This window comes from Desulfoprunum benzoelyticum (genome assembly GCF_014201505.1).
Classification (GTDB): Bacteria; Desulfobacterota; Desulfobulbia; order Desulfobulbales; family Desulfocapsaceae; genus Desulfoprunum; species Desulfoprunum benzoelyticum.
Genome location: NZ_JACHEO010000010.1, coordinates 10,924 through 33,017 on the forward strand (window position 1 = coordinate 10,924; position 22,094 = coordinate 33,017).

Annotated in this window: 17 protein-coding genes and 1 pseudogene; 10 read left to right on the forward strand and 8 right to left on the reverse strand. The window is 63.5% G+C overall.

Features of this window, described 5'->3' with window-relative positions; all coding sequences use genetic code 11:
- Positions 1-2,335, reverse strand: a 2,335-nt coding sequence (locus HNQ81_RS09505) for a retention module-containing protein (RefSeq protein WP_183350735.1), incomplete at its 3' end; no start/stop codon positions are given.
- Between the two features lie 386 nt (positions 2,336-2,721).
- Between HNQ81_RS09505 and rbr the strand changes: the two genes are divergently transcribed.
- Entirely contained in the window at positions 2,722-3,297 is a 576-nt protein-coding gene (rbr, locus tag HNQ81_RS09510) for a rubrerythrin (RefSeq protein WP_183350737.1), read from the forward strand.
- Between the two features lie 78 nt (positions 3,298-3,375).
- Here the strand turns inward: rbr and HNQ81_RS09515 are convergent, their stop codons facing one another.
- From HNQ81_RS09515 to HNQ81_RS09535, 5 genes and pseudogenes are all read right to left on the reverse strand, one after another.
- Entirely contained in the window at positions 3,376-3,675 is a 300-nt protein-coding gene (locus HNQ81_RS09515) for a hypothetical protein (protein WP_183350739.1), read from the reverse strand.
- A gap of 111 nt (positions 3,676-3,786) precedes the next feature.
- Positions 3,787-4,275: a universal stress protein gene (locus HNQ81_RS09520; protein WP_337833440.1), complete on the reverse strand. Its 489-nt coding sequence runs from the start codon at positions 4,273-4,275 to the stop codon at positions 3,787-3,789.
- Positions 4,258-4,671: pseudogene (locus HNQ81_RS09525) on the reverse strand (universal stress protein); the annotation flags it as partial. The pseudogene HNQ81_RS09525 and the gene HNQ81_RS09520, both read right to left, overlap by 18 nt.
- 2 nt (positions 4,672-4,673) lie before the next feature.
- Positions 4,674-5,732, reverse strand: a complete 1,059-nt coding sequence (locus tag HNQ81_RS09530) for a sulfite exporter TauE/SafE family protein (RefSeq protein WP_183350743.1) — start codon at positions 5,730-5,732, stop codon at positions 4,674-4,676.
- A gap of 61 nt (positions 5,733-5,793) precedes the next feature.
- Entirely contained in the window at positions 5,794-6,573 is a 780-nt protein-coding gene (locus tag HNQ81_RS09535; RefSeq protein WP_183350745.1) for a universal stress protein, read from the reverse strand.
- A 492-nt stretch (positions 6,574-7,065) separates the two neighbouring features.
- On the opposite strand from HNQ81_RS09535, the gene lon reads away from it, so the two are divergent.
- Positions 7,066-9,114: an endopeptidase La gene (gene lon / locus HNQ81_RS09540; protein ID WP_183350747.1), complete on the forward strand. Its 2,049-nt coding sequence runs from the start codon at positions 7,066-7,068 to the stop codon at positions 9,112-9,114.
- A 17-nt stretch (positions 9,115-9,131) separates the two neighbouring features.
- On the opposite strand, the gene HNQ81_RS09545 is transcribed toward lon, so the two are convergent.
- Both HNQ81_RS09545 and HNQ81_RS09550 read right to left on the reverse strand, forming a co-directional pair.
- Positions 9,132-10,493, reverse strand: a complete 1,362-nt coding sequence (locus tag HNQ81_RS09545; RefSeq protein ID WP_183350749.1) for a sigma-54-dependent transcriptional regulator — start codon at positions 10,491-10,493, stop codon at positions 9,132-9,134.
- Positions 10,490-11,932: a sensor histidine kinase gene (locus HNQ81_RS09550; RefSeq protein WP_183350751.1), complete on the reverse strand. Its 1,443-nt coding sequence runs from the start codon at positions 11,930-11,932 to the stop codon at positions 10,490-10,492. Before HNQ81_RS09550 ends, HNQ81_RS09545 begins: the two co-directional genes overlap by 4 nt.
- Before the next feature lie 266 nt (positions 11,933-12,198).
- Between HNQ81_RS09550 and HNQ81_RS09555 the strand changes: the two genes are divergently transcribed.
- The 8 genes from HNQ81_RS09555 to HNQ81_RS09590 all read left to right on the forward strand — a co-directional run bounded on the left by HNQ81_RS09555 (position 12,199) and on the right by HNQ81_RS09590 (position 22,074).
- Entirely contained in the window at positions 12,199-12,501 is a 303-nt protein-coding gene (locus HNQ81_RS09555) for a hypothetical protein (RefSeq protein ID WP_183350753.1), read from the forward strand.
- A gap of 10 nt (positions 12,502-12,511) precedes the next feature.
- On the forward strand, positions 12,512-13,837 hold the full coding sequence (locus HNQ81_RS09560) for a tetratricopeptide repeat protein (RefSeq protein WP_183350754.1): 1,326 nt from the start codon (positions 12,512-12,514) through the stop codon (positions 13,835-13,837).
- Between the two features lie 174 nt (positions 13,838-14,011).
- Positions 14,012-14,908: a DMT family transporter gene (locus HNQ81_RS09565; RefSeq protein WP_183350756.1), complete on the forward strand. Its 897-nt coding sequence runs from the start codon at positions 14,012-14,014 to the stop codon at positions 14,906-14,908.
- A gap of 207 nt (positions 14,909-15,115) precedes the next feature.
- On the forward strand, positions 15,116-15,742 hold the full coding sequence (gene upp, locus HNQ81_RS09570; RefSeq protein WP_183350758.1) for a uracil phosphoribosyltransferase: 627 nt from the start codon (positions 15,116-15,118) through the stop codon (positions 15,740-15,742).
- A 173-nt stretch (positions 15,743-15,915) separates the two neighbouring features.
- Positions 15,916-17,808, forward strand: coding sequence for a thiamine pyrophosphate-binding protein (locus HNQ81_RS09575; protein WP_183350760.1), 1,893 nt, complete (start codon positions 15,916-15,918; stop codon positions 17,806-17,808).
- A gap of 71 nt (positions 17,809-17,879) precedes the next feature.
- Positions 17,880-18,506, forward strand: a complete 627-nt coding sequence (locus tag HNQ81_RS09580; RefSeq protein WP_183350762.1) for a LysE family translocator — start codon at positions 17,880-17,882, stop codon at positions 18,504-18,506.
- Between the two features lie 19 nt (positions 18,507-18,525).
- On the forward strand, positions 18,526-20,361 hold the full coding sequence (locus HNQ81_RS09585; RefSeq protein ID WP_183350765.1) for an SLC13 family permease: 1,836 nt from the start codon (positions 18,526-18,528) through the stop codon (positions 20,359-20,361).
- Between the two features lie 417 nt (positions 20,362-20,778).
- A complete protein-coding gene (locus HNQ81_RS09590; protein WP_183350767.1) occupies positions 20,779-22,074 on the forward strand; it encodes a citrate synthase in 1,296 nt (431 codons plus the stop codon).
- The last annotated feature ends 20 nt before the right edge of the window (positions 22,075-22,094 follow it).

Genomic DNA, 22,094 nt, shown 5'->3' on the forward strand with positions numbered 1-22,094 from the left:
CATCAGTATCGCCCTCGGAGGTTGACAGGCCGTCTTCCAGAACCTGGCCCGTGACACTCGCCTCCGCAACCGGGGTTATGGTCACGGCAGGGACGTCGTCGACGACGGTGACCACGAAGGAGCCGGTGGCCGAGGTGGTTGCGGTGGCCTGGTCGCCGTCGAAGTCGGTGCCGGTGGCGGTACCGACCAGGATGGAAGAGAAGTCGATGCCCTGGACACCCGTGGTGTCGTCAGGACTGGTGCGGAGGAAATCGCCTTCGCTGTCGCCGTCTTCGATATGGTCGAGCTGGTCGTCGAGGTCGAAGGACCAGGTGCCGTCATGGTTGACGACGAGGGTGAAGACGGTATTGCCGTCGACGCCCGCGGTGGCGGTCAGGGTGTCGGCATCGTTGCCCTGCTCGACCTTGTAGCTCAACTGTACGCCATTGGAATAGAGGGGCGTGAGATTCTCAAGGGCCGTGAGATCGTTGGTGAGGCCGACGGTGATGGCTGGGGTTACGGGCGTGCCTGGTTCATCGGCGCCGATCGGGGCATAGGCGGCGGTGAACAGGGAGGTCAGATTGGTGCCGCCGCTGATCTCGTCGGAAGTGAGGGACTCGCCATCCTCACGGTAACCCTCGGAGTTATCATCAGTATCGCCCTCGGAGGTTGACAGGCCGTCTTCCAGAACCTGGCCCGTGACACTCGCCTCCGCAACCGGGGTTATGGTCACGGCAGGGACGTCGTTTTCGACGGTGACGGTGATCAGGTCATCCAAGGTCTTGGTGACGTTGTCGCCGTCGGTGTCGGTGATGCTGACCTGGACATAGGAGCCGAGGTTGTCGATCGACAGGGTATCATCGTCCGTCCCCGCAACACCGGGGGTGTGATCGAGCTGGTCGTTGAGGTTGAAAACGGCCTGTCCGGAGGTGGTGTCGACGCTGAAAGTGAAGACGTTCGGATCAGTCACCAAGGTAGGCGGCGTCGCGCTGGTTGTGGCGACAATGGTGTTGCCGATCTGGTGGTAGTAGACAGTGCTGCCGCCGGAAGTGAGCGAAGTAGCAACGCCGGTGCCGAGGCCGGTGAGGTTGTAGGTAACAGTGGCCGGGTTGTCGGCGCCCGGGGTGATGGTGACCAGGTCGGCAAGGTCGAGGGTGACGGTGTCGGTATTGCCGTCGGGATCGAGGTTGCCGATGGAGGAATCGTTATCGTGCGCGGCGGGATCGGCTCCTTCGTTGCCGAGGGCGTCCTCCTGGACGGCGCCGGAGGCTGAACCTCCGGACAGGTTGATGACCGGGCCGTCGTCGAGGATATTGATCGTGATCGAGCCGGGGGCGGTGCTGCCGTTGGCATCGACCGCCGAAAAATTGAACACCTCCGGCAGCGAATCATCGGTGCCGGTGGTGCCGTCGCCGTCGTTCGGGTCGTTGTCGGGATGATCAATATTGTCGTCGAGGGTGTAGCTCCAGCTGCCGTCGTCGTTGACCGTCAGGGTGCCGTACTTGCCGACAATGGAGTACGAATCGCCGCTGCCGTCGAGCAGGATGGTGGTGTCGCCGAAGACCAGGCGGCCGGGCAGATCACCGGGGAAGTTGACCCCCAGATCGGCACGCGTACCCGAGGTGATGGTGAGGTCGGAGTTGGGAGCTGTGCCGTTGGCAAAGTGTTTCTCATCTATCTCCCGAACGACATTTCCGGCCACCGGTTTAAAATCGGGCGGGGGCGGTTCAACCGGTGGCAGTTCGGGGTTCGAAGTTTCAGTGGCAGGGGTGGGTCGGGGCGATGGTGCACGTACTTCCTCCTCCACAATCACCTCCTGAATCACCGGTTCCTCCACTTCGAACAACCGCTTGTCAGATTCGACGAAATCCCGGGCGATGCCGATCGTCTCGGCGCCGGAAACCGGGGTTACCTCATCGGCGGTCAGGTCGAACTTGACATAGTCGTGGCTGCCGCCGGCGGCGGTGATGTCCGTGGCTGCCGGTCCGGCGGCCGGGGCCTCGAGGTCCGTCGTTGGGTCGAAGCTTTCATCGGTCAGGGCCTGCTGGATGCTCGCCACCTCGGCTGCGGCATCGCCGAGGTCGGCCGGAACCTCGCCCGAGAACACGTCTTCGTCGATCAGGACGTCGGACATCCGGCCGAGATCGAGCCGGGTGTTGGCGGCATCGCCGAAGGCGATGGCGATCATGCCGTCGGCGCCGGTGATGATCCGTTCATTGGCGAAGATCGGATCGTTGGTCTGCAGCACCCGGATCGTCCCGTCGGCTGCCTGGGCCCGGACCGTGCCGTGAACGATTTGCACCTTGCCGACGATCTGGGCGGCGCCGCCTGCGGGGAGAGAAGTTCCTGTTGCCATGGTTGCCTCCAATGAGCGTGGAATGGAATGATCTGTCTATTGACGACAGAGTATCCTCACCGCCGCGGGTTGGGTATTGGACCATGGTCGTAGACCGCTGTTTTTTTCCTTCTCCCGGAAGGAAATCCGGCGACCGGCGGAAGGGACAGCTGGACCAAGTTTTTGTTGCAAACGATTATTAATTAGTATAGATTATCATCTATTGTAAAATCGTCGCCACGATGACGATCCCTTCCCCAGTACGGAGTCCGGCCGGCACCAAGCGGACGGGCTCTGCCCCATGCACGCAGACTCGACGACTATTCGATGCTGATATGCTGTCGCGAAGGGAAGGGAAGTGTCTCGTGTCGTCTGCAGATCAACTCAAATATGGAGGATGCATCAATATGGCACGTCTGAAAGGAACCAAGACCGAGAAGAATATCCTGACCGCCTTCAGCGGCGAATCGCAGGCCCGCAACCGCTACACCTTCTTTGCCTCCCAGGCCAAGAAGGACGGCTATGTCCAGATCCAGGCGATCTTCGAGGAGACCGCCAACCAGGAGAAGGAGCACGCCAAGCGGCTGTTCAAGCTGCTGGAAGGGGGGGAGGTCGAGATCACCGCCGCCTTTCCGGCCGGAGTCGTCGGCACGACCCTCGACAATCTGAAGGAGGCCGCCGGCGGCGAAAACCATGAGCACATGGTCATGTATCCGGAATTTGCCGCCACCGCCCGCGAGGAAGGTTTCGTCGATATCGCCGCGATCTTCGAGGCCATCGCCGTCGCCGAAAAGCAGCACGAGAAACGCTACCGCGACCTGGCCGCCAATATCGAGGCCGGCCGGGTCTTCAAGCGCGACGGCAAAGTCACCTGGCGCTGCCGCAACTGCGGTTACCTCCACGAGGGTGACGAAGCCCCCGAGCTCTGCCCGGCCTGCGCCCATGAACAGGCCCATTTCGAACTGTTGGGGGAAAACTGGTAGGAAGGAAGATTTGGAAGAAAGATGACGAGGGGGCATGGGACGGTGATTCGTCCCATGCCCCCTCTTTTTTTCTGCAGATCAGGACAGGCGCAGCCGGGTGTCGGGACGTCTGGCGACCGGGGCCACGCGCTTGCCGACGACCCCGGTTGTGCTGCCGACCCCCGGGGCGCCGTGCTTCGGGGCAGGCTCCTTGCCGACCAGATCGGCGCAGTGGAAAAAGGCGTACCAGTCGCTCCGTTGCCTGCCGGTAGTCACCGCCGGTTTCTTGCGCCCGGTGGTCTTCATCCACCACGACTGAAGGCGGGTTCCGGCCACCGAGGCCAAATGGATACCGCAGATCGTCAGCACCGCTGTCGTGAAAAATTCGATAGGTTCCATGATTTCCTCCATTTTTGACCTGAGGACCTGTCGGTTCCCCGTTCTTCTTCCCGCCTCTTTTCCCGTGCTTCGATCCGCGTCGGGTCCTCCGGCCGCTCTCCGGCCGTCTTCTCAGTTGACCGCCGCCTCCTGGTTGCCGTACGACCTCTTGACCACCAGGGTCGGCAGGGAAGAGAGGGCGGCCACCCGTTCGACGACGCTGCCCAGCAGCAGGCGGTTGAAGCCGGTCCGGCCGTACGATCCCAGGACGATCAGGTCCATGTTGTGCTCCTGGCTGTACTGCACCAGGTGTTTGTCGGGCGATCCCTCCCGCAGTTCGGTGATCACCGGGACCCCCAGTTTCTCCCCCTGCCGGGCGAGGATCTGCAGCGCCGTGAAGTTCTTGTGCCGGGCCTCGTCGAGGACCCCGTAGCGGAGACTGCGCTCGACCGGGACGTCGAGCACTGTCAGGCCGTGGACCTCGCCGCCGTAGCTCAGGGCCAGTTCGAGGGCCCGCTGGCCGGCGGCCATGCTGTGAGGCGAACCGTCGAGGCCGACGAGGATCCGGGAAAAGCCGATCTCGGCGTTCTCCGGGATCATCAGCACGTCGCAGGGGCTCATGCCGATGACCTTGGCGGTCGTGCGGCCGAGGAGGATTCCCTCGACGTACGAGCGCCGCGGGTACCCCATCAGCAGCAGATCCATACCCTATTCCTCGGCCAGGGCGGTGATGACCTCCGCCGGTTCTCCCACCCGGTGGACCGTCTTGACCTTCTGCCCGAGATAGGCGGCGCACTGGATCACATTGTTCAGGCAGTTCTTGAACGGCAGATCCAGCTGGTCGTTCGCATCTTCAAGCTTCCAGCGGTGCATGTTGCCCTCGTAGCGGGGGGTCACCGAGACCGCCTCCACTGTCGCCTGCATCGAGGCGGCGAGCTGCAGGGCCTGGCGGAACGCCATCTGGCTGGCAAACCCGGGATCGATGGCGACGAGGATCGATTTCACGGTATTCAGCATGGTCAACCTCGTGCGGCTGCAACCCGTTCATAGCTCCTGGCCTTGAACAGGTTGACAAGGATAATGGTGGCCCCGGTCAGCAGGGCGAAACACATGACCCCGAAGCTGAGCTGGGTCATCAGCGACACGCTCCCATCGGTGAAGGAGGTGAGGTGCAGTTCATTGAGGTACTTCGGCATCGCGAAGAAGCGGCTGACCGCGACGATCAGCATGATCAGGGCCATGACGTACTTGATCATGTAGTCCTTGACGTAGGTCGTGCCGATCGCCCCGAGCTGGACGCCGAACAGCGACCCGGCAAGGATGATCATGACCAGGCGGATGTCGACCGTGCCGTAATAGGCCCAGATCAGGGTGCCGCCCAGCCCCATGACGAAGGCGATGACGAGTTCGGTGGCCGAGGCGACGATGCTGGTGGCGCCGATGATGTACATCAGGCCGGGGACGCCGATGAAGCCGCCGACGGCGATCGTGGCGGCCAGCATCCCGGTCGCCAGGGCCACCGGGACCAGGAACCACATGCTGATCCGCAGGTTGGCGGTCTTGCAGGTGATCATCGGCCACAATTCGATCTGCTGCAGCCTCCTGGCCAGCGGCGAGCCGGTCGGGGATGTTGCGGTCGATTTTTTTATCAGTATCGCATCGCGCATGACGAACGAGCCGACGATCACCAGGACCATGACGAAGATGAAGCTGACATAGAGGTTGGAGCCGGCCTGGCCGAATTTCTCGAGGATGTGGCGCTGGACCATGATCCCGATCTGGACCCCGGCCTCGGCGAAGATCCCCATGATCAGCCCGAGCTTGATGTCGACCTGGCCGTATTTGTGGCGTTTGATGGCGCCGACGAGGGCCTTGGGGAACTTGTGGCACATGTTGCTGGCGACCGCCACCGTGCCGGGGACGCCGAGGCTCATCATGCCCGGGGTCAGGACGAAGGCCCCGCCGGAGCCGATGAAGCCGCTGACCAGGCCGCCGATGAAGCCGACGATGAAGAGAAAGATGATCGATGAGGCGTTGAGGTCGATAAACTGTAGAACTTCCGTGACTGGTCCGTGCATGGTTCTTCTCCGCTAGTGATTGTTTGCCTCTCACGAGGGTTCAGGGTTGTAACAGTGGATTTCAGGCGTTGACCTGGGCCCGGGGCCGCGTGTCCTTCCTGACCGGAGCGGTCTCGGCTTCCTTGCGGACCTCGGCCTTCTTGCCGGCGCTTGCCGTCGATCCCTCGATGCCCAGCGCCGACCAGAAGGAGCTGGTGAAATTGCCGTGGAAATACGAGACGGCAAAGACCACCGAGACCGGCAGCAGGGCGAAGACCCCGCCCTTGGAGAAGTAGGTCATGACCACGTCCTGGTTGGTGAAAACCGCCGCATACAGCGCGGTCGTCAGACCGCCGAAGACCAGACAGTTGTGGAGATGCCGTTTTCTGCGTGCAGTAGACATACGCTGTACTCCTTGTTGGGATGGTTGAGAAGTAACGGTCTTGCGCTGAAGACCGGCCTGTTTTCTCGGGTAGTTGACGGTGAACACCGGCACCGGTGAGTGGGCCGTGACCTCGTCCAGTCTGATCCCCTGGTCGATGACGACGAACTCGATCCGCCGCTCCGAATGGCACAGCCGTTTGATCGCCTTGCCGATCCTGCCGGCGTCGCCGATATGTTCGACGGTGACGTTTCTGCCCCTGGCCTTGTTCTCGAACAGGGTCGTGCTCTCCTGCATCGCCGCGGTGAAGAGGGCGCTGCGGCGGCCGCCGTCGCGGTAAAACGGCAGGGTGTTGATATGGGCCGCCAGGATCGAACACTTCATCCGTTCGGCGACGTTGACGGCATAGTCCATCACCGGTTCGGCCATGTGGCCGTTCCTGGTGACGACCAGGATGCAGGTGGGCTTCGTGGTTTTCATGCCGCTGCAGCTTTGATGTCGCATACTGATCTCGAGCGCCTGGTTTTCTGGAGAAAGGTTGGTATGACGTTGACCCATGGCTTGTCCTGCCGCGGTTCGGTTCAACGACTGGTGTGGGGATTCCAAGATGCGTGCCATCTCATTTTTCTTCGATAACTACTCGGTATAATTAATTAAATAAAATCTGGACAAGGGCGCTGCCTTTGACATGTTGCAAACAGCAACAAACGGTGGCGGAATCGGGGAGAAAGCCGTTGCAGGATGTTGCAATCTGCAACCTTCTCCGGGAGGATGCAACAGGGGGGCAAGGGGCGGGGTGGCGGCAGGATGCCGGCTGTCGCCGGGCTACGGTCACGAGATTGTCGGACGGGAATGAACCGCCTTGGATGGAATCAATCTTGCAGTGAAGTTCAGGTGGTTTAGGATAGGAACAACACCCGGCTCGCCCGGTAGCCGGGCCGACCGTCAAACATCCATCAATGAGGCGGATCCATGTTTTTTCGCAGGAAAACGGTACCGATCGAAGCACCATCCCCGGCCGCAGCGGCAGACGAGGTCTCTCCCCTCGCCCGACTCCGGTCCCGGATCGACGAGGCCCAGCTCCCCCATCACGTCACCGAGGCGGCGCTCCGGGAACTGGAGAAGATGGAGAAGACCGATCCGGCCGTCGCTGAATACTCCGTCGGCCACAATTACATCGACTTCATCCTGTCGCTGCCGTGGAACGTCTCGTCCCAGTGCAAGCTCGAGCTGGCCCGGGCCCAGTCGATCCTCGACACCCGCCACTACGGCCTCAATCAGGTCAAGCAGCGGATCCTCGAGTTCCTGGCGGCCAAGACCCTGTGCGGCAAGGCCAGACAGAACATCCTGATCGTCGACGATGAGGAGATCGCCCGCGCCAACATGGAGCATGTGCTGAAAAAGGATGGCTACAACTGCCGCGGCGCCGAAAACGGGGTCGAGGCCCTGCGGATCCTGGCCGAAGACGATATCGACCTGATCATCACCGATCTGAAGATGGACCAGATGGACGGCCTCGAACTGCTGCATCAGGTCAACCGGGTGTCGCCGGAGATCCCGGTGATGATGATCACCGGTTTCGCCACCGTGACTTCGGCGGTGGAGGCGCTGCGCAAGGGTGCGGCCCATTATCTCGGCAAACCGGTCAACCTCGACGAGCTGCGGCGCACGGTCAAGGAGGTGCTGGAGAAGAAGCTGTTCGTCGAGATGGGGCGGGGCCCGACCCTGTGCTTTACCGGCCCGCCCGGCACCGGCAAGACCTCCGTCGGCCGGGCCATCGCCGAGGCCCTGCAGCGCCAGTTCGTGCGGATCTCGCTCGCCGGTCTGCGGGATGAGGCGGAACTGCGCGGCCACCGCCGGACCTATGTCGGCGCCCTGCCCGGCCGCATCATCGCCGAGTTGAAGAAGATCGGGGTCAACAACCCGGTGTTCATGCTCGACGAGATCGACAAGATCGGCCAGGATTTCCGCGGCGACCCGGCCTCGGTCCTGCTCGAGGTCCTCGATCCGGAGCAGAACGTCCGCTTCACCGACCACTATCTCGATATCCCCTTCGACCTGTCCCGGGTCATGTTCATCGCCACCGCCAACGACCTGTCGCGGATTCCCGCCCCGCTGCTCGACCGGATGGAACGGATCGAGTTCGCCGGCTATACCGACCGGGAAAAACAGCAGATCGCCCAGCAGTTCATCGTTCCCCGGCAGTTGAAGGCGGCGGGGCTGCCGCGGACCTCCATCCAGTTCACCCCGGAGGCGATCTCGCGGGTCATCACCGACTATACGCGGGAATCGGGTCTGCGCAATCTGGAACGGGAGGTGGCGGATATCTGCCGCAAGATCGCCCTGCTGTGCCTCAAGGCGGATTCCCATGAACAGGAGGTGGAGATCGACGGGGAGATGATCACCCGGCTCCTCGGGCCGCGCAAGTACTTCCGCGATGCCGCCGAGGGCGGGGCTCAGGTGGGGATCGCCACCGGTCTGGTGTGGGCGGAGACGGGCGGGGAGATCATCAGCGTCGAGACGGCGACCATGCCGGGGGGAGGCAAGCTCATTCTCACCGGCTCCATCGGCGAGGTCCTCCAGGAATCGGCCCAGGCGGTGCTCAGCTTTATCCGCAGCCGTACCCGGGAATTCAATATCCGCGACGATTTTTTCCAGGATACCGACATCCACATCCACTTTCCGTCCGGCGCCATCCCCAAGGACGGGCCGTCGGCCGGGATCACGATCTTCGCCGCGCTGCTGTCGCTGCTGACCGGGCGGCCGGCCCGGCGCGACGTCGCCCTGACCGGGGAGATGACCCTCAGCGGGCGGATCCTGCCGGTCAGCGGCATCCGCGAGAAGGTGCTGGCGGCCAGGCGGGCCGGGGTGCGGGTGGTGCTGCTGCCCCGGACCAACCGGGAAGCGGTGGAGGCCCTGGCGGCCGATGTGGTCGAAGGGATAAGGATCACCCTGATCGGCACGGCGGCGGAGGCGGTGGACCTGGTGCTGGAGAGCAAGGCCTACATCCTGCCGCTGTAGCCGGGGGCGGGGGGAGTTCAGGCGTCGGGGTGTTCGAGGCCGTAGCGTTTGATCTTGCGCCACAGCGAGACGCGGTCGATGCCGAGGATCCTGGCGGCGGCCGACTTGTTGCCCTCGACCTCGTCGAGGACCTCGAGGATGTAGCGTTTTTCGTGCTCGTCGAGGGGCGGCCAGTCTTCCCGGGTGCCGCGGACGGCGACCGGCGCCGCCTCGTGCAGGTCGTCGAGAAGGTGCTGGAGTTCGACGATGTCACCGTCGCAGTGGAACAGGATGCGCTGGGCGATGTTCTCCAGTTCGCGGATATTGCCGGGGTACTCGTACTGCATCAGCCGCCGGGCCGCCTCGGCCGACAGGCGGGGGGCGGTCCGGCCCGGTCGGGCGTGCTTGGCGAGGAAGTGGCCGGTCAGCAGCGGGATGTCGTCGCGGCGCTCCGACAGCGGCGGGACGTGGATGGTGAGGACGTCGAGGCGGTAGAAGAGATCGGAGCGGAAGGCCCCGTCCGCCGCCGCCTTTTTCAGGTCCTTGTTGGTCGCGGCCAGGACCCGGATATCGACCGGGATCTCCTCCGTGCCGCCGACCCGCATCAGGGACCGTTCCTGGAGGATCCGCAGCAGTTTGACCTGCATCGACAGCGACAGTTCGCCGACCTCGTCGAACAATACCGTCCCGCCCTCGGCCATCTCGAGCAGCCCCTTCCTGGCCTTGCCGGCCCCGGTGAAGGCCCCCTGCTCGTGGCCGAACAGCTCGCTGGTGATCAGTTCCTCGGTGAAGGCCCCGCAGTTGAAGGCGACGAAGCGTCTGGCGGCCCGGGGACTGAGTTCATGGATGGTCCGGGCCACGAGTTCCTTGCCGGTGCCGGTCTCCCCCTGGATCAGGACGTTGCAGTCGAGCTGGGCGACCTGGTGGATGGTCTCGCGCAGGGTCTGCATCTTCGGGCTCCGGCCGATGATCCGCGCCGTCCCGGTCCTGGCGGTGACCTGCTCCCGCAGCTGGAAGACCTCCCGGCGCAGCGAGGTCTTCTCCAGCGCCTTGTCGACGATGATCCGCAGTTCGTCGATCTTGAACGGCTTGGCGACGTAGTCGTAGGCCCCCTGGCGCATCGCCTCGACGGCGGTGTCGACACTGGCGTAGCCGGTGATGACGACGACCTCGGTCGACGGCCACAGCTTTTTCGCTTCGCTCAGCACCGCCATCCCGTCCTTGCCCTTCATCCGCAGGTCGGTCAGGACGAGATCGACCTCCTGCTGTTTGAGCAGGTCGATCGCCTGCTGGCCGTTCTCCGCCAGCAGGGTGAGGTAGCCGGCCTTTTTGAGGATATGGTCGAGATTGTCGCGGGCGATCGGTTCGTCGTCGACGATGAGGATTGTTCTGGTCTTCATGCCGTGGTCGCGGTGGTGAGGCCGGTTGCCAGGGGGAGACGGATGAAGAAGGCGGCCCCTTCGCCGGGGCTGCTCTCGACGGTGATATGGCCCTGGTGCTTCTGGATGATGCCGTAGACCACCGACAGGCCGAGACCGGTGCCCTGGCCTTCCTCCTTCGTCGTGTAGAAGGGATCGAACAACCGGCCCTGAATTTCCCTGGGGATCCCCTTGCCGGTGTCGCGGACCTCGATGATCGCCTCCCCCGCCTGGTCGTCGGCGGTGGCGGTGATCGTGATTGTCCCCCGGTTGCCGATGGCCTGGGCGGCGTTGATGATCATGTTGAGGAAGACCTCCTGCATCCGCTGGGTATCCATCGGCAGGACGAGATCGTCGGGGATATCGACCCGCAGGGCGATGTCGGCCGGGATCTGGCTCTGGACGAGGCGCACCGCCCGGCGCACGGTTTCCGCCAGCGGCGCCGTGCGCAGCGAGAATTCCTGGACCCGGGAGAACTCGAGCAGGCCCTTGACGACATCCCGGGCCCGGAGGGTCTCCTGATCGATATTTTTCAGCATCCGCTGGAGCAGCTCCAGATCCCCGGTCTCGAGTTCGTCGAGGGCGATCTGGCAGGAGGTCGAGATGTTGTTGAGCGGGTTGTTGAGCTGGTGGGCGACGCCGGCGGTCAGGGTGCCGATGGAGGACAGCTTCTGCGACTGCACCAGCTGGTCCTGGCGCCGTTCGAGTTCGCGGACCATGGTGTTGAAGGCCTCCATGACCTGCTGCATCTCGTCGCGGGTGTTGATGACCTGGATGCGGTTGAACCGGCCGAGGGCGATATCGGCGGTGGCGTTCTTGATGACCGACAGGGGGCCGAAGATGCCGAAGACCAGCAGGATCGGCATGACGACCCCAAGGGCCACCGCCAGCGACGACCAGGCGATCAGCTGTTTTTTCAAGAGATTGAGGTTGGAGTGGATCTGCCCCCGTTCGAAAGCGACCAGTTCCTCGGCCTTTTCGGTCATACCCTTGCCCATCTCCCGCAGCAGGTCGACAATCCCGGCATATGCCGCGGTCGTGCGGTCTTCCTGGCGGGAGAGCGACTGCATCGTCTCGCCGTAGGACAGGATCTGCCTGTCGAGTTCCTCCAGGATCGGTGCGATCTTCAGTTTTCCCCCCGTTGCCAGAATCGCCTTCTCGGTGTCGCGGGCCTGGGCCAGGTATCTCCCGTTTTCTTCGAAGGCCTCGGCCTCGTTGTAGAGGAGGTAGTTCTTCTCGTAGCGCCGGGCTTCGAGGATGATGTTGTTCAGGCTGTAGGCCAATTCCAGGATGCCGATCTTGTCCTCGGTCGTCTCCATGTCGTTGTAGGAGATCAGGCTCATGCCGAGGATGCCGAGGATGTAACAGCCGAGGTTGAACATCATCTTGAATCTGAGATTAAGATGGATTCTGCTGGCCATTGCTGCTTCCTCCGGTCGGCTGAATGAGAAAACGGAATGTGGCTGTCGGGTCTCGTCGCCGCTGTATCAACTTCTACCCAAAAAGAGCGGCGCTGTAAATTGCTTCGTGGCGTTTGTCGCGGCCGGTGCCGCGAACCGGCGGCCGGAAGGAATTGTTCTTCACTTTCACCCGATAATCTGCAACAATCTGGTGTAATCAATCCGGCCGCCGGGTGGCGATCGCCGCCCGGTGATGAAGAGTCCCTGTCCACAAGAGGAGAAGAGCGATGAAGACCCTGATGATCCCGGCCCTGTTGATCACTTTGACCATCGGCGTTGTTTCCCCGGCCGCCCGTGCCGCCGTCAACGAGGACGAATGCCGAACGACGATCGCCAACACCTGCACCAGATGTCACGGGGCGGCCAGAATCTGCACGAAGCTCAAGGACCCCGCCGTTGATACCCAGAAGTGGCGGGAGACCATCGCCAGGATGGGCAAGAAGGCCAATCTGGACCAGGCGGTCCAGGATACGGTCCACGGCTGCTTGACGACGGCGGCCGATCCGGCCGGCCTGGTCTGCGGGAAATAGAGGGAGGCCGATGCAGGCTATGCGCAGTCAGCAGCATGAGGGGGCGGAGGGCGGCCCCGGGGAACTGTTCGCCGCGGCGGTGGCCCTCCATCGGCAGGGACGGCTTCAGGAGGCCGAGAGACGGTATGTTCAGGTGCTGCAGGTGCTCCCGGGTCATCCCAAGATCCTCGGCAACCTCGCCGCCCTGTACCGGCAGCTCGGCCGCCTGCAGGAGGCGGCGTCATGCTGCCGCGAGGCCCTGGCCGAGACCCCCGACGACCCCCTGCTCCACCTCAATCTCGGTGCGATCCTGGAGGAGGAGGGCGACCCCGCCGCCGCCGAGGCCTGCTATCGGCGGACCCTGGAGCTGGAGCCGGATGACGCCAGGGCACTGAACAACCTCGGCAAGGTCCTGCAGCAGCGGGGCCGGGGCGAAGAGGGGGAGCGCTGTCTGCGCCGCGCCCTGGAACTGGCCCCCGATTACCCGCTGGCCCTCAACAATCTCGGGGTGGTCTGCGGCAGCCAGGGGCGGCACGACGAGGCCCTGGCCTGTTTCCACCGGGCCCTGGAGCTGGAGCCGGAATCGATCAACGCCCTTTACAATGTCGCCGGCGTCTGCAACTGCCTCAACCGCCGGGAGGAGGCGATCGCCCATCTGCGGCGACTGCTGGCCCTGCAGCCGGAGCATGCCCCGGCCGGCCACATGCTGGCGGCCCTCTCCGGGGAGACGACGGAGGCCGCCCCGCGCGATTATGTCGAGGAGACCTTCGATACCTACGCCGGCCGCTTCGACCGCCACCTGACCGAACAGCTGCAGTATACCGTGCCGCAGGCCCTGCAGGAGATCGTGGCGGCAGTTCTGGGGGACGGACGACAGGTGGAGCGGATGCTCGACCTCGGCTGCGGCACCGGCCTCGCCGGGGAGGCCTTCCGCCCCATGGCCCGGCAGCGGCATGGGGTCGACATCTCGGCGGGAATGCTGGCCCGGGCGGGGGCGAAGAACCTCTATGATCTGCTGGAACAGGAGGATATCGTGGTCTGGCTCGAACACTGTCGCCGGCGCTACGACCTGATCATTGCCACCGACGTCTTTGTCTATATCGGCCGGCTCGATCCCATCTTTGCCGCCCTCGACCGCTGTGCCGCCCCCGGGGCCCTGCTCGGCTTTTCGATCGAACGCTGCGAAGAAGGGCAGGACTACCTGCTGCGCCCGTCCGGCCGTTATGCCCAGTCCTCGGCCTATGTTGAGCGGCTGGCCGCAGAGCATGGCTGGACGATCCTGACGCACCGCTCCCACGGCATCCGCCGGGAGGAAGGCGAGTGGATCGCCGGCGACCTCTACCTGCTGCGGCGGTAGAACGTCGGTGTCTCGACGGCGGCATGATCCGGACAATCAGGCGCCGGGCGGCGGGGCCACACCCGTTGCCGCCGCCGCAGGAAAAATACCGCGGTCCGTGCTTTGAAAAAACGATCGATTCCGGTATAGTGCCCCGCCAATGCGATCCACTTCTCCCTGCTACCCGGAATATCGATGAGTCGAACCCAGGCCAACCTCCTTCTCACCCTCGCCGCGATGATCTGGGGCAGCGCCTTTGTCGTCCAGCAGATCGGCACCGGCAATCTCGGCACGATCTCCTTCACCGGGGCCCGTTTCCTGCTCGGCGCCCTCGTCGTCCTCCCCTTTGCCCTTCGCCAGTTCCGCCGGGTGGAGCGGGAGGAGCGGCCGTTTCAGCGCCGCGACTGGTTCGGCCTGACCGTCACCGGGCTGGTGCTCTGTACCGCCGCCGTGCTGCAGCAGCACGGCATCCTGCGGACCTCGGTGGCCAACGCCGGTTTTCTCACCGCCGTCTACGTGCCGCTGGTGCCGATCATCGGCCGGCTCTTCCTTCGGCGGCGGGTCCACTGGTCGGTGTGGCCGGCGTCCTGCGGCTGCCTTGCCGGCACCTATATCATGAGCGGGGCCCAGGGGCTCGATTTTCGCCTCGGCGACCTGTGGGTTCTCTCCAGCACCCTGTTCTGGGCGGTGCACGTCATCCTCGTCGGCATCATGGCCTGGCGGACCCGGGCGCCGCTGGTCGTCGCCACGATCCAGTTCCTCGTCTGCGGGCTGACCGGCCTGGTCGTCGGCATCCTGGTCGAGCAGCCGACGATGACCGATTTTTTCGGCGCTCTCTACGGCATCTGCTATGTGGGCGTGTTCTCGGTCGGACTGGCCTTCACCCTGCAGGTCGTGGGCCAGCGCTTCACCCCGGCGGCCGACGCCGCCATCATCCTCAGCTCGGAGACCGTCTTCGCCGCCCTCGCCGGCTTCATCTTCCTCGACGAGCGCCTGGCCGCGGTCAGGATTGCCGGGGCCGGCCTGATCCTCTGCTGTATCCTTGCCGTCGAGCTCCTGCCAATGCTAGGAAAATCGCGGCCGTTGAGTTGATCGGCGACCGCAAAAGACCTTGCATTTTTCCGGTAATTTTTTTATCAGACAGTACCGTCCGCAACGGAGAAGGTGCTGTCGCCGGACGCTCGTTCCGGCCTCCGGGCGAGGAAACGGTGCGGCCCGGCGCCGGTTGTGCCCCGTTCGGGTCGCAGCCATGACCGGGCGTCGCCGGCATTCACTTCACCTCTCGCAGGGAGCTTGACCATGACCATCCATGTTGCCGATCATCCTCTCATCAAGCATAAACTCGGCCTTTTGCGGCGGCATGACGTCTCCACCAAGGACTTCCGCGACCTGGCCTCCGAGGTCGCCCGCCTCCTGACCTACGAGGCCACCAAGGACCTGCCGACCCGGAAAAAGACCATCCAGGGGTGGGCGGGACCAATCGAGGTCGAGGAGATCAAGGGCAAGAAGATCACCATTGTCCCGATCCTGCGGGCCGGATTGGGGATGATGAACGGGGTCATCGACATGATCCCGTCGGCCAAGGTCAGCGTCGTCGGCTATTACCGCAACGAGGAGACCCTGCAGCCGGTCGAGTATTACGTCAAGACCGCCGGCAACCTGAAGGAGCGGGTCGCCCTGATCCTCGATCCGATGCTGGCCACCGGCGGTACCCTGCTGGCGACCATCGCGACCTTGAAAAAGCGGGGCTGCCGCACTATCCGGGGCCTGTTCCTGGTGGCGGCGCCGGAGGGGTTGGAGCGGGTTGCGGCCGCCCATCCGGACGTCGATATCTACGTGGCGGCGGTCGATGAACGGCTCAACGACGTCGGATATATCCTTCCCGGCCTCGGTGATGCCGGCGACAAGATCTTCGGCACCAAATGACGGCGGGCAGCAGATGACAGCTGCCGGCGTATGATGCCTGTATCGCAGCAGTGGAAGGCGGTTGCGCCATCTGCCGTGCTGCCCCAGGCCTGTTCCCGCCCGGTCTCCGCCGGTCCGGGAATGCAGGTATATACCCTATTATGATCCAGAACCCTTGCCCCGGAGGTTGAGATATGTTCTTCCCCATCGATCTGCACCAGTTTGTCCCCCAGCGCTTCCCGCTGAACCAGACCACCCTGACCGACGACGAGCGCCGGACCCTGCTGGCCAACATCAAAGTCGTTCGCGACAGCCTGATCTTCTTCACCGCCTATGCCAATGCCAAGGGGTTGGGCGGCCATACCGGCGGCGCCTATGATATCGTCCCGGAACTGCTGATCATCGATGCCTTCATGAAGGGCAACCCGGAGATCCACCCCGTCCACTTCGACGAGGCCGGCCATCGGGTGGCGATCCAGTACATGATGGCGGTGCTCAACGGCTACCGCGACGCGGAGTCGCTGCTCCATTACCGGGAATACGGTCACGGCTACTACGGCCACCCGGAGCGTGACGATGCCGGCGGGGTGTTCTTCTCTTCCGGTCGGCTCGGCCATCTGTGGAGTTACGTCAACGGCGTCGCCGAGGCCGATCCGGCGAAGATCCTGGTGCTGTTCGGCAGCGACGGCTCGCAGATGGAGGGCGACGACGCCGAGGCCGCCCGCTACGCCGTGGCCCGCAACCTCAAGGTCAAGCTGTTCATCGACGACAACGACGTCACCATCGCCGGCCATCCGAGCCAGTACATGGCCGGTTACGATGTCGCCAGAACCCTGGCCGGCCATGGCCTGACGGTCGATGCCGGGGACGGCGAGGACCTCGACGCCCTGTTCGCCAGGATCAGTCGGGCCCTGGCCGCCGACGGGCCGGCGGCGGTCATCAGCAGGCGGCCGATGGCGGTCGGGGTCCCCGGGATCGAAGGCCTGCCGAAAGGGCACGACGTCATCCCGGTCAACCTCGCCGTCGACTATCTTCAGGCCCGCGGCTATAGCGAGGCGGTGGCCCTGCTGCAGAATTACGCCTCCCCGAAGACCAGGACGACCTACCTCGGCAGCACCCCGGAGACCGCCAAGAACCGCGACGACTTCGGCAAGATCGTCTGCGACATCCTGGCGGGGATGGACGAGCGGAGCAGGAAGGTCATCGTCGTCGACTCCGATCTCGAGGGCTCCTGCGGCCTGCACCACATCCGCAAGAATTTCCCCGAGGTCTATGTCCACGCCGGGATCATGGAGCGCAACAACTTCTCGGTCGCCGCCGGCTTCGGTTCGGAGCCGGGACGGCAGGGGATCTTCGGCACCTTCGCCGCCTTTCTCGAGATGGTGGTCTCCGAGATCACCATGGCCCGCCTCAACAACGCCAATGTCCTCGCCCACTTTTCGCACTCGGGGGTCGACGACATGGCCGACAACACCTGCCATTTCGGGATCAACAACTTCTTCGCCGACAACGCCCTGGCCGAGGGCGACCTGACCCGGCTCTACTTTCCGGCCGACGCCCTGCAGCTGAAGGCGGTGCTGCCGACGATCTTCAACGACCCCGGCCTCCGCTTCGTCTTCTCGACCCGCTCGGCCACCCCCTTCATCCTCAAGGAAAACGGCGACAAATTCTACGGCGACGGCTACGTCTTCACCCCCGGCCGCGACGAGATCATCCGCCGGGGAACGGCGGGCTATGTCGTCAGCTACGGCGAGATGCTGTACCGCTGCCTCGATGCGGTCGAGCAGTTGCGGGCGGAAGGGATCGACGTCGGCCTGATCAACAAGACCACCCTCAACGCCTGCGACGAGGAGATGCTGGCGGCGGTCGGCGCCGGCCCCTTCGCCCTGATCGTCGAGAGCCAGAACACCAGGACCGGCCTCGGCATCCGCTACGGCACCTGGCTCCTGGAGCGGGGTTATGCCCCGAAATACGCGGCGATGGGCACCAGCCGGCCCGGCCACGGCGGGCTCGACGAACAGCTGCCGCACCAGGGCCTGGCCGTCGCCGATATCAAGAACCGGATCACGACCCTGATCGGGGCCTGATCCGGTAACAAGACGGCCCGATCCCCGCCGCCGGGGATCGGGCCGAAGATCCGCCGCAGCCGAGGACCGTCATGCCCCCAGTCGACGCCCTGCTCCTCTTTTTTTCCACCTCCATTCTCCTGGCCCTGGCGCCGGGACCGGACAACCTCTTTGTCCTGGTCCAGGCCGCCCAGCGTGGAAAAATCGCCGGACTGGCGGTGACCCTGGGCCTGTGCACCGGCCTGCTGGTCCATACCACCGCCGTGGCCCTCGGTCTGGCGGCGGTGGTCAAGGCCTCGGCCCTGGCCTTCAGTCTGCTGAAATATCTCGGCGCCGTCTATCTGCTCTATCTTGCCGCGGAGGTCTTCTGGTTCGGCAGTGACGATGGCGACGGCCCCCGGGCCGTTGATCTGCCCTTGGCCCGGCTGTACCGGCGGGGGATCATCATGAACGTCACCAACCCCAAGGTCTCGATCTTCTTCCTCGCCTTTCTGCCCCAGTTCGCCGATCCCCGTTACGGTCCGCTGGCGCCGCAGATCATCGTGCTCGGCGGCCTGTTCATCGTTGCGACGATCATCATCTTTGGCGGCATCAGCCTGCTGGCCGGGGCCTGCGGCGATCGCTTCCGCCGTTCTGAGCGGGCACGGCTGGTCCTGAAGTGGCTGACCGGCGGCGTTTTTGCCGGCCTGGCGATCAAGCTGGCACTGACCGAACGCTGAGGAGCCGCGGCACTGATCGATGAACATTCTCCTCCCCCCCAATCCCCACGCCACCGGAGTGCTGATGTTGACCGCCATCGCCCTGGTGCTGTTCAGTCGCAGCCGGATATCGCTGGAAACCTCCAGCCTCGTGATTCTGGTGGTTCTGGCGGTCGGGTTTGAGCTTTTTCCCTTCTCAGCGGGCGGCAGAACCATCCATGCCGTTCATTTCTTCCACGGTTTCGGCAACGAGGCGCTGGTCGCCGTCTGCGCGCTGATGATCGCCGGTCAGGCCGTCATGCGCACCGGGGCGCTCGAGCCGGTCGGCAGAATTCTCGCCAGAATGTGGAAAACATCTCCCCAGGGTTCGTTTCTGCTCACCCTGCTCTTCGGGGCCTTTCTCAGTGCCTTTATCAACAATGTCCCGGTCGTCGTGCTGCTGCTGCCGGTGTTGATCAGCGTCTCGGCGAAAACCGGCAGCCCGGCCTCGGCGGTCCTGATGCCGATGGGTTTTTCGACGCTGCTGGGAGGGATGACCACCACCATCGGCACCTCGACCAACCTGCTGGTCGTGTCGATTGCCGCCGACATGGGACTGGCGCGGATCGGAATGTTCGATTATCTGCTGCCGGCCGTTCTCGCCGGCAGTGTCGGCATGATCTATCTGTGGCTGGTGGCGCCACGGCTGCTTCCGAAACGGCCCCTGTCCCTCGACGATGATTCGCCGCGGGTGTTCGCCGCCCATCTCGCTCTCCTGCCCGACAGTCCTGTCGTGGGAGACAGTCTCGCCGCGGCGCTGCGCCTGACTGACGGGGCCATGAAGGTCGAGGCGGTGGAAAGGGGACAGGGCAATATGATCGTCCCGTTGCCGGATGTGACGCTGCGGGCCGGCGATCGCCTGGTCCTCCGCGATACCCCGACGCGGCTCAAGGAGTACGAGAAAATCCTGGCCGGGACCCTGTATCCGGTCGGTTCGGCCGAGCGTCCCGTTGACGACGACCATCCACTCCAGGCCGCTGATCAGCAGATTGCCGAGGTCGTGGTGATCCAGGGTTCTCCGTTGCAGGGCTCGACGCTCAGCAGCTATCGTTTCGCCGACCGCTATGGCCTGATAACGCTGGCGATCCACCGTCCGGGCCGGCGGCTCCAGCGTTTTCATGAGCAAATCGGGGACATTCAACTGGCCACCGGCGATATCCTGCTGGTACAGGGCCCCCGTGAGAAAATAGCGGAATTGAAACACAGTACGGACATGCTGGTCCTCGATGCCATCATCGACCTGCCGTTTACCAGGAAGGCGCCAACGGCCATGTTCATCATGAAAGGCATTATCCTGACCGCCGCCTTCGGCATCCTGCCGATCGCCGTCAGCGCCGTCTGCGGTGTGCTGCTGATGATTGTCAGCGGCTGCCTGAGTTGGCGCGACGCCACGCGGGCGCTCAACGCCCAGGTGGTGCTGATCGTCGTGACGAGTCTGGCCCTGGGCAAGGCGATGGTGGACACCGGCGGGGCGGCCTACCTCGGGAGTCTGTTCGTGGCCGTGCTCGGTGATGCATCGCCGGCCCTGGTCATCGGCGGCCTGATGCTGCTGGTGGCCTTTTTCACCAATGTCATTTCCAACAATGCCGCGGCCGTCATCGGCACCCCGATCGCCATTTCGATCGCCGGCCAGACCGGCCAGGCGCCGGAGGCCTATGTTCTTGCCGTTCTCTTTGCCGCCAACATGAGCTTCGCCACCCCGATGGCTTACAAAACCAACCTGCTGATCATGAATGCCGGCGAATACGCCTTCAGCGATTTCCTCCGGGTCGGTCTGCCTCTGGTGATGCTGATGTGGCTTGCCTTCTCGTTCCTGCTGCCGCTGATTTATCTGTAGCCGCCGCTGCCGCTGCCTGCTCCGATGACGATGGTCGCCAGGGCCATCCGCAGTATTGGAGGTGACCTGTTTGCGCCGTCGTTTCCGCATGCTACGGCAGGGATCGCCGCATTTTCGACCCGTCGTGGCAGAAACGGGAAGGGACAGGCTTGCAGGAAGCCTCATAATGGTCTATATTTGTTGCCATATTTCAACATCCGGGAAGGACATCTCCGTCTTCTGCCGCGTGGCTGAAGGCTGTCGTTCCCTGCCTGCCGCCAGGATTTTCTGCACCGTTGTCCTTTCAGCAAGGAAAAGCCTCCTGCTGCTCATCGAAGCAATCCGGAGGCGGTTTTTGTATACCCCCGGATATCCCCCTGAGGAGGCTGTCAAAGGTTCAAGACGCCTCTCGCTCTCATTTTTGTACGAGGAGAAATCATGTCGGATCGTAATGCGCAACTCATGGTTGATGGAAACGTTTACACCCTGCCGGTCATTGAAAGCACCACCGGTGAACGGGCAATTGATATCCGGAGCCTGCTCCGGGAAACCGGGTTGATAACCCTCGACAGCGGGTTCATGAATACCGGTTCCTGCCAGTCCCAGATAACCTACCTGGATGGCGAACAGGGGATTCTCCGCTACCGCGGTTACGACATCGCCGACCTGGCGGCGAGGTGCCAGTTCATCGAGGTCGCCTATCTGCTCCTCAACGGAGAGCTGCCGAATGCAGAAGAACTGCTGCAATTTCGTAATGATATGACCAGGTATGCGCTGCTTCACGAAGACATGATTCACTTCTTCGATCATTTTCCGCCGAATGCCTCGCCGATGTCGATCCTCTCGACCATGGTCGGCACCCTGCACGATTTTTACCCCGAGATGGACCTCGACGAGGATCCCTACGGCGGCATCACCACCACGACGGCGCGACTGCTGTCGAAGATCAGGACCATCGCCGCCTTCTCCTACAAGAAGAACATGGGGCAGCCGCTGGTCTATCCCCGCGCCGATCTGAGCTACTGCGCCAATTTCCTGCACATGATATTCGATCGACCGAACATCCCCTATGAAATTGACCCGGTCATGGTTTCGGCCCTCAACAAACTGCTCATCCTCCATGCCGATCACGAGCAGAACTGTTCGACCTCCACCGTCCGCCTGGTCGGCAGTTCCGGCGTCCGCCTCTATCCTTCGATATCGGCCGGGATCAGTGCCCTGTGGGGGCCGCTCCACGGCGGGGCCAACGCGGCGGTGATGCGGATGCTGGAAAAGATCGAGGCCGACGGCCGGAATTATGACAAGTACCTCGAAATGGCCAAGGACCCGGAGGGCTCGTTCCGGTTGAGCGGTTTCGGGCACCGGGTCTACAAGACCTATGATCCCCGGGCGGCGATCATCAAGCAGGCCTGCCATGATGTCCTCGGCAGCCTGAAGATAGCCGATCCATTACTCGAAGTGGCGCTGGAACTGGAGGCGCGGGTGAGCGGGGACGACTATTTCCGCGAGCGCAACCTCTACCCGAACGTCGATTTCTATTCCGGCATCATCTATCGGGCGATCGGCATCCCGACCAACATGTTCACGGTGATGTTCGCCCTCGGTCGGTTGCCCGGCTGGATCGCCCACTGGCAGGAAATGAATCTCGACAAGGACAGCAGCCGGATCGGCCGGCCGCGGCAGGTCTATACCGGCATCGTCAGCCGGCCGTTCACCGAGCTCGAAGAGCGGTGAGCGGCCTGCCGCCCCGGGCG

Bases quoted from the DNA above. Each gene is read 5' to 3' on its own strand.
- HNQ81_RS09545 (WP_183350749.1), bottom strand. From the start codon at position 10,493: ATGAAGACCAGAACAATCCTCATCGTCGACGACGAACCGATCGCCCGC.
- HNQ81_RS09520 (WP_337833440.1), bottom strand. From the start codon at position 4,275: ATGAGCCCCTGCGACGTGCTGATGATCCCGGAGAACGCCGAGATCGGC.
- HNQ81_RS09565 (WP_183350756.1), top strand. From the start codon at position 14,012: ATGAGTCGAACCCAGGCCAACCTCCTTCTCACCCTCGCCGCGATGATC.
- HNQ81_RS09560 (WP_183350754.1), top strand. From the start codon at position 12,512: ATGCAGGCTATGCGCAGTCAGCAGCATGAGGGGGCGGAGGGCGGCCCC.
- HNQ81_RS09555 (WP_183350753.1), top strand. From the start codon at position 12,199: ATGAAGACCCTGATGATCCCGGCCCTGTTGATCACTTTGACCATCGGC.
- HNQ81_RS09590 (WP_183350767.1), top strand. From the start codon at position 20,779: ATGTCGGATCGTAATGCGCAACTCATGGTTGATGGAAACGTTTACACC.
- HNQ81_RS09530 (WP_183350743.1), bottom strand. From the start codon at position 5,732: ATGCACGGACCAGTCACGGAAGTTCTACAGTTTATCGACCTCAACGCC.
- HNQ81_RS09515 (WP_183350739.1), bottom strand. From the start codon at position 3,675: ATGGAACCTATCGAATTTTTCACGACAGCGGTGCTGACGATCTGCGGT.
- HNQ81_RS09585 (WP_183350765.1), top strand. From the start codon at position 18,526: ATGAACATTCTCCTCCCCCCCAATCCCCACGCCACCGGAGTGCTGATG.
- rbr (WP_183350737.1), top strand. From the start codon at position 2,722: ATGGCACGTCTGAAAGGAACCAAGACCGAGAAGAATATCCTGACCGCC.
- lon (WP_183350747.1), top strand. From the start codon at position 7,066: ATGTTTTTTCGCAGGAAAACGGTACCGATCGAAGCACCATCCCCGGCC.
- HNQ81_RS09550 (WP_183350751.1), bottom strand. From the start codon at position 11,932: ATGGCCAGCAGAATCCATCTTAATCTCAGATTCAAGATGATGTTCAAC.
- upp (WP_183350758.1), top strand. From the start codon at position 15,116: ATGACCATCCATGTTGCCGATCATCCTCTCATCAAGCATAAACTCGGC.
- HNQ81_RS09575 (WP_183350760.1), top strand. From the start codon at position 15,916: ATGTTCTTCCCCATCGATCTGCACCAGTTTGTCCCCCAGCGCTTCCCG.
- HNQ81_RS09580 (WP_183350762.1), top strand. From the start codon at position 17,880: ATGCCCCCAGTCGACGCCCTGCTCCTCTTTTTTTCCACCTCCATTCTC.
- HNQ81_RS09535 (WP_183350745.1), bottom strand. From the start codon at position 6,573: ATGAAAACCACGAAGCCCACCTGCATCCTGGTCGTCACCAGGAACGGC.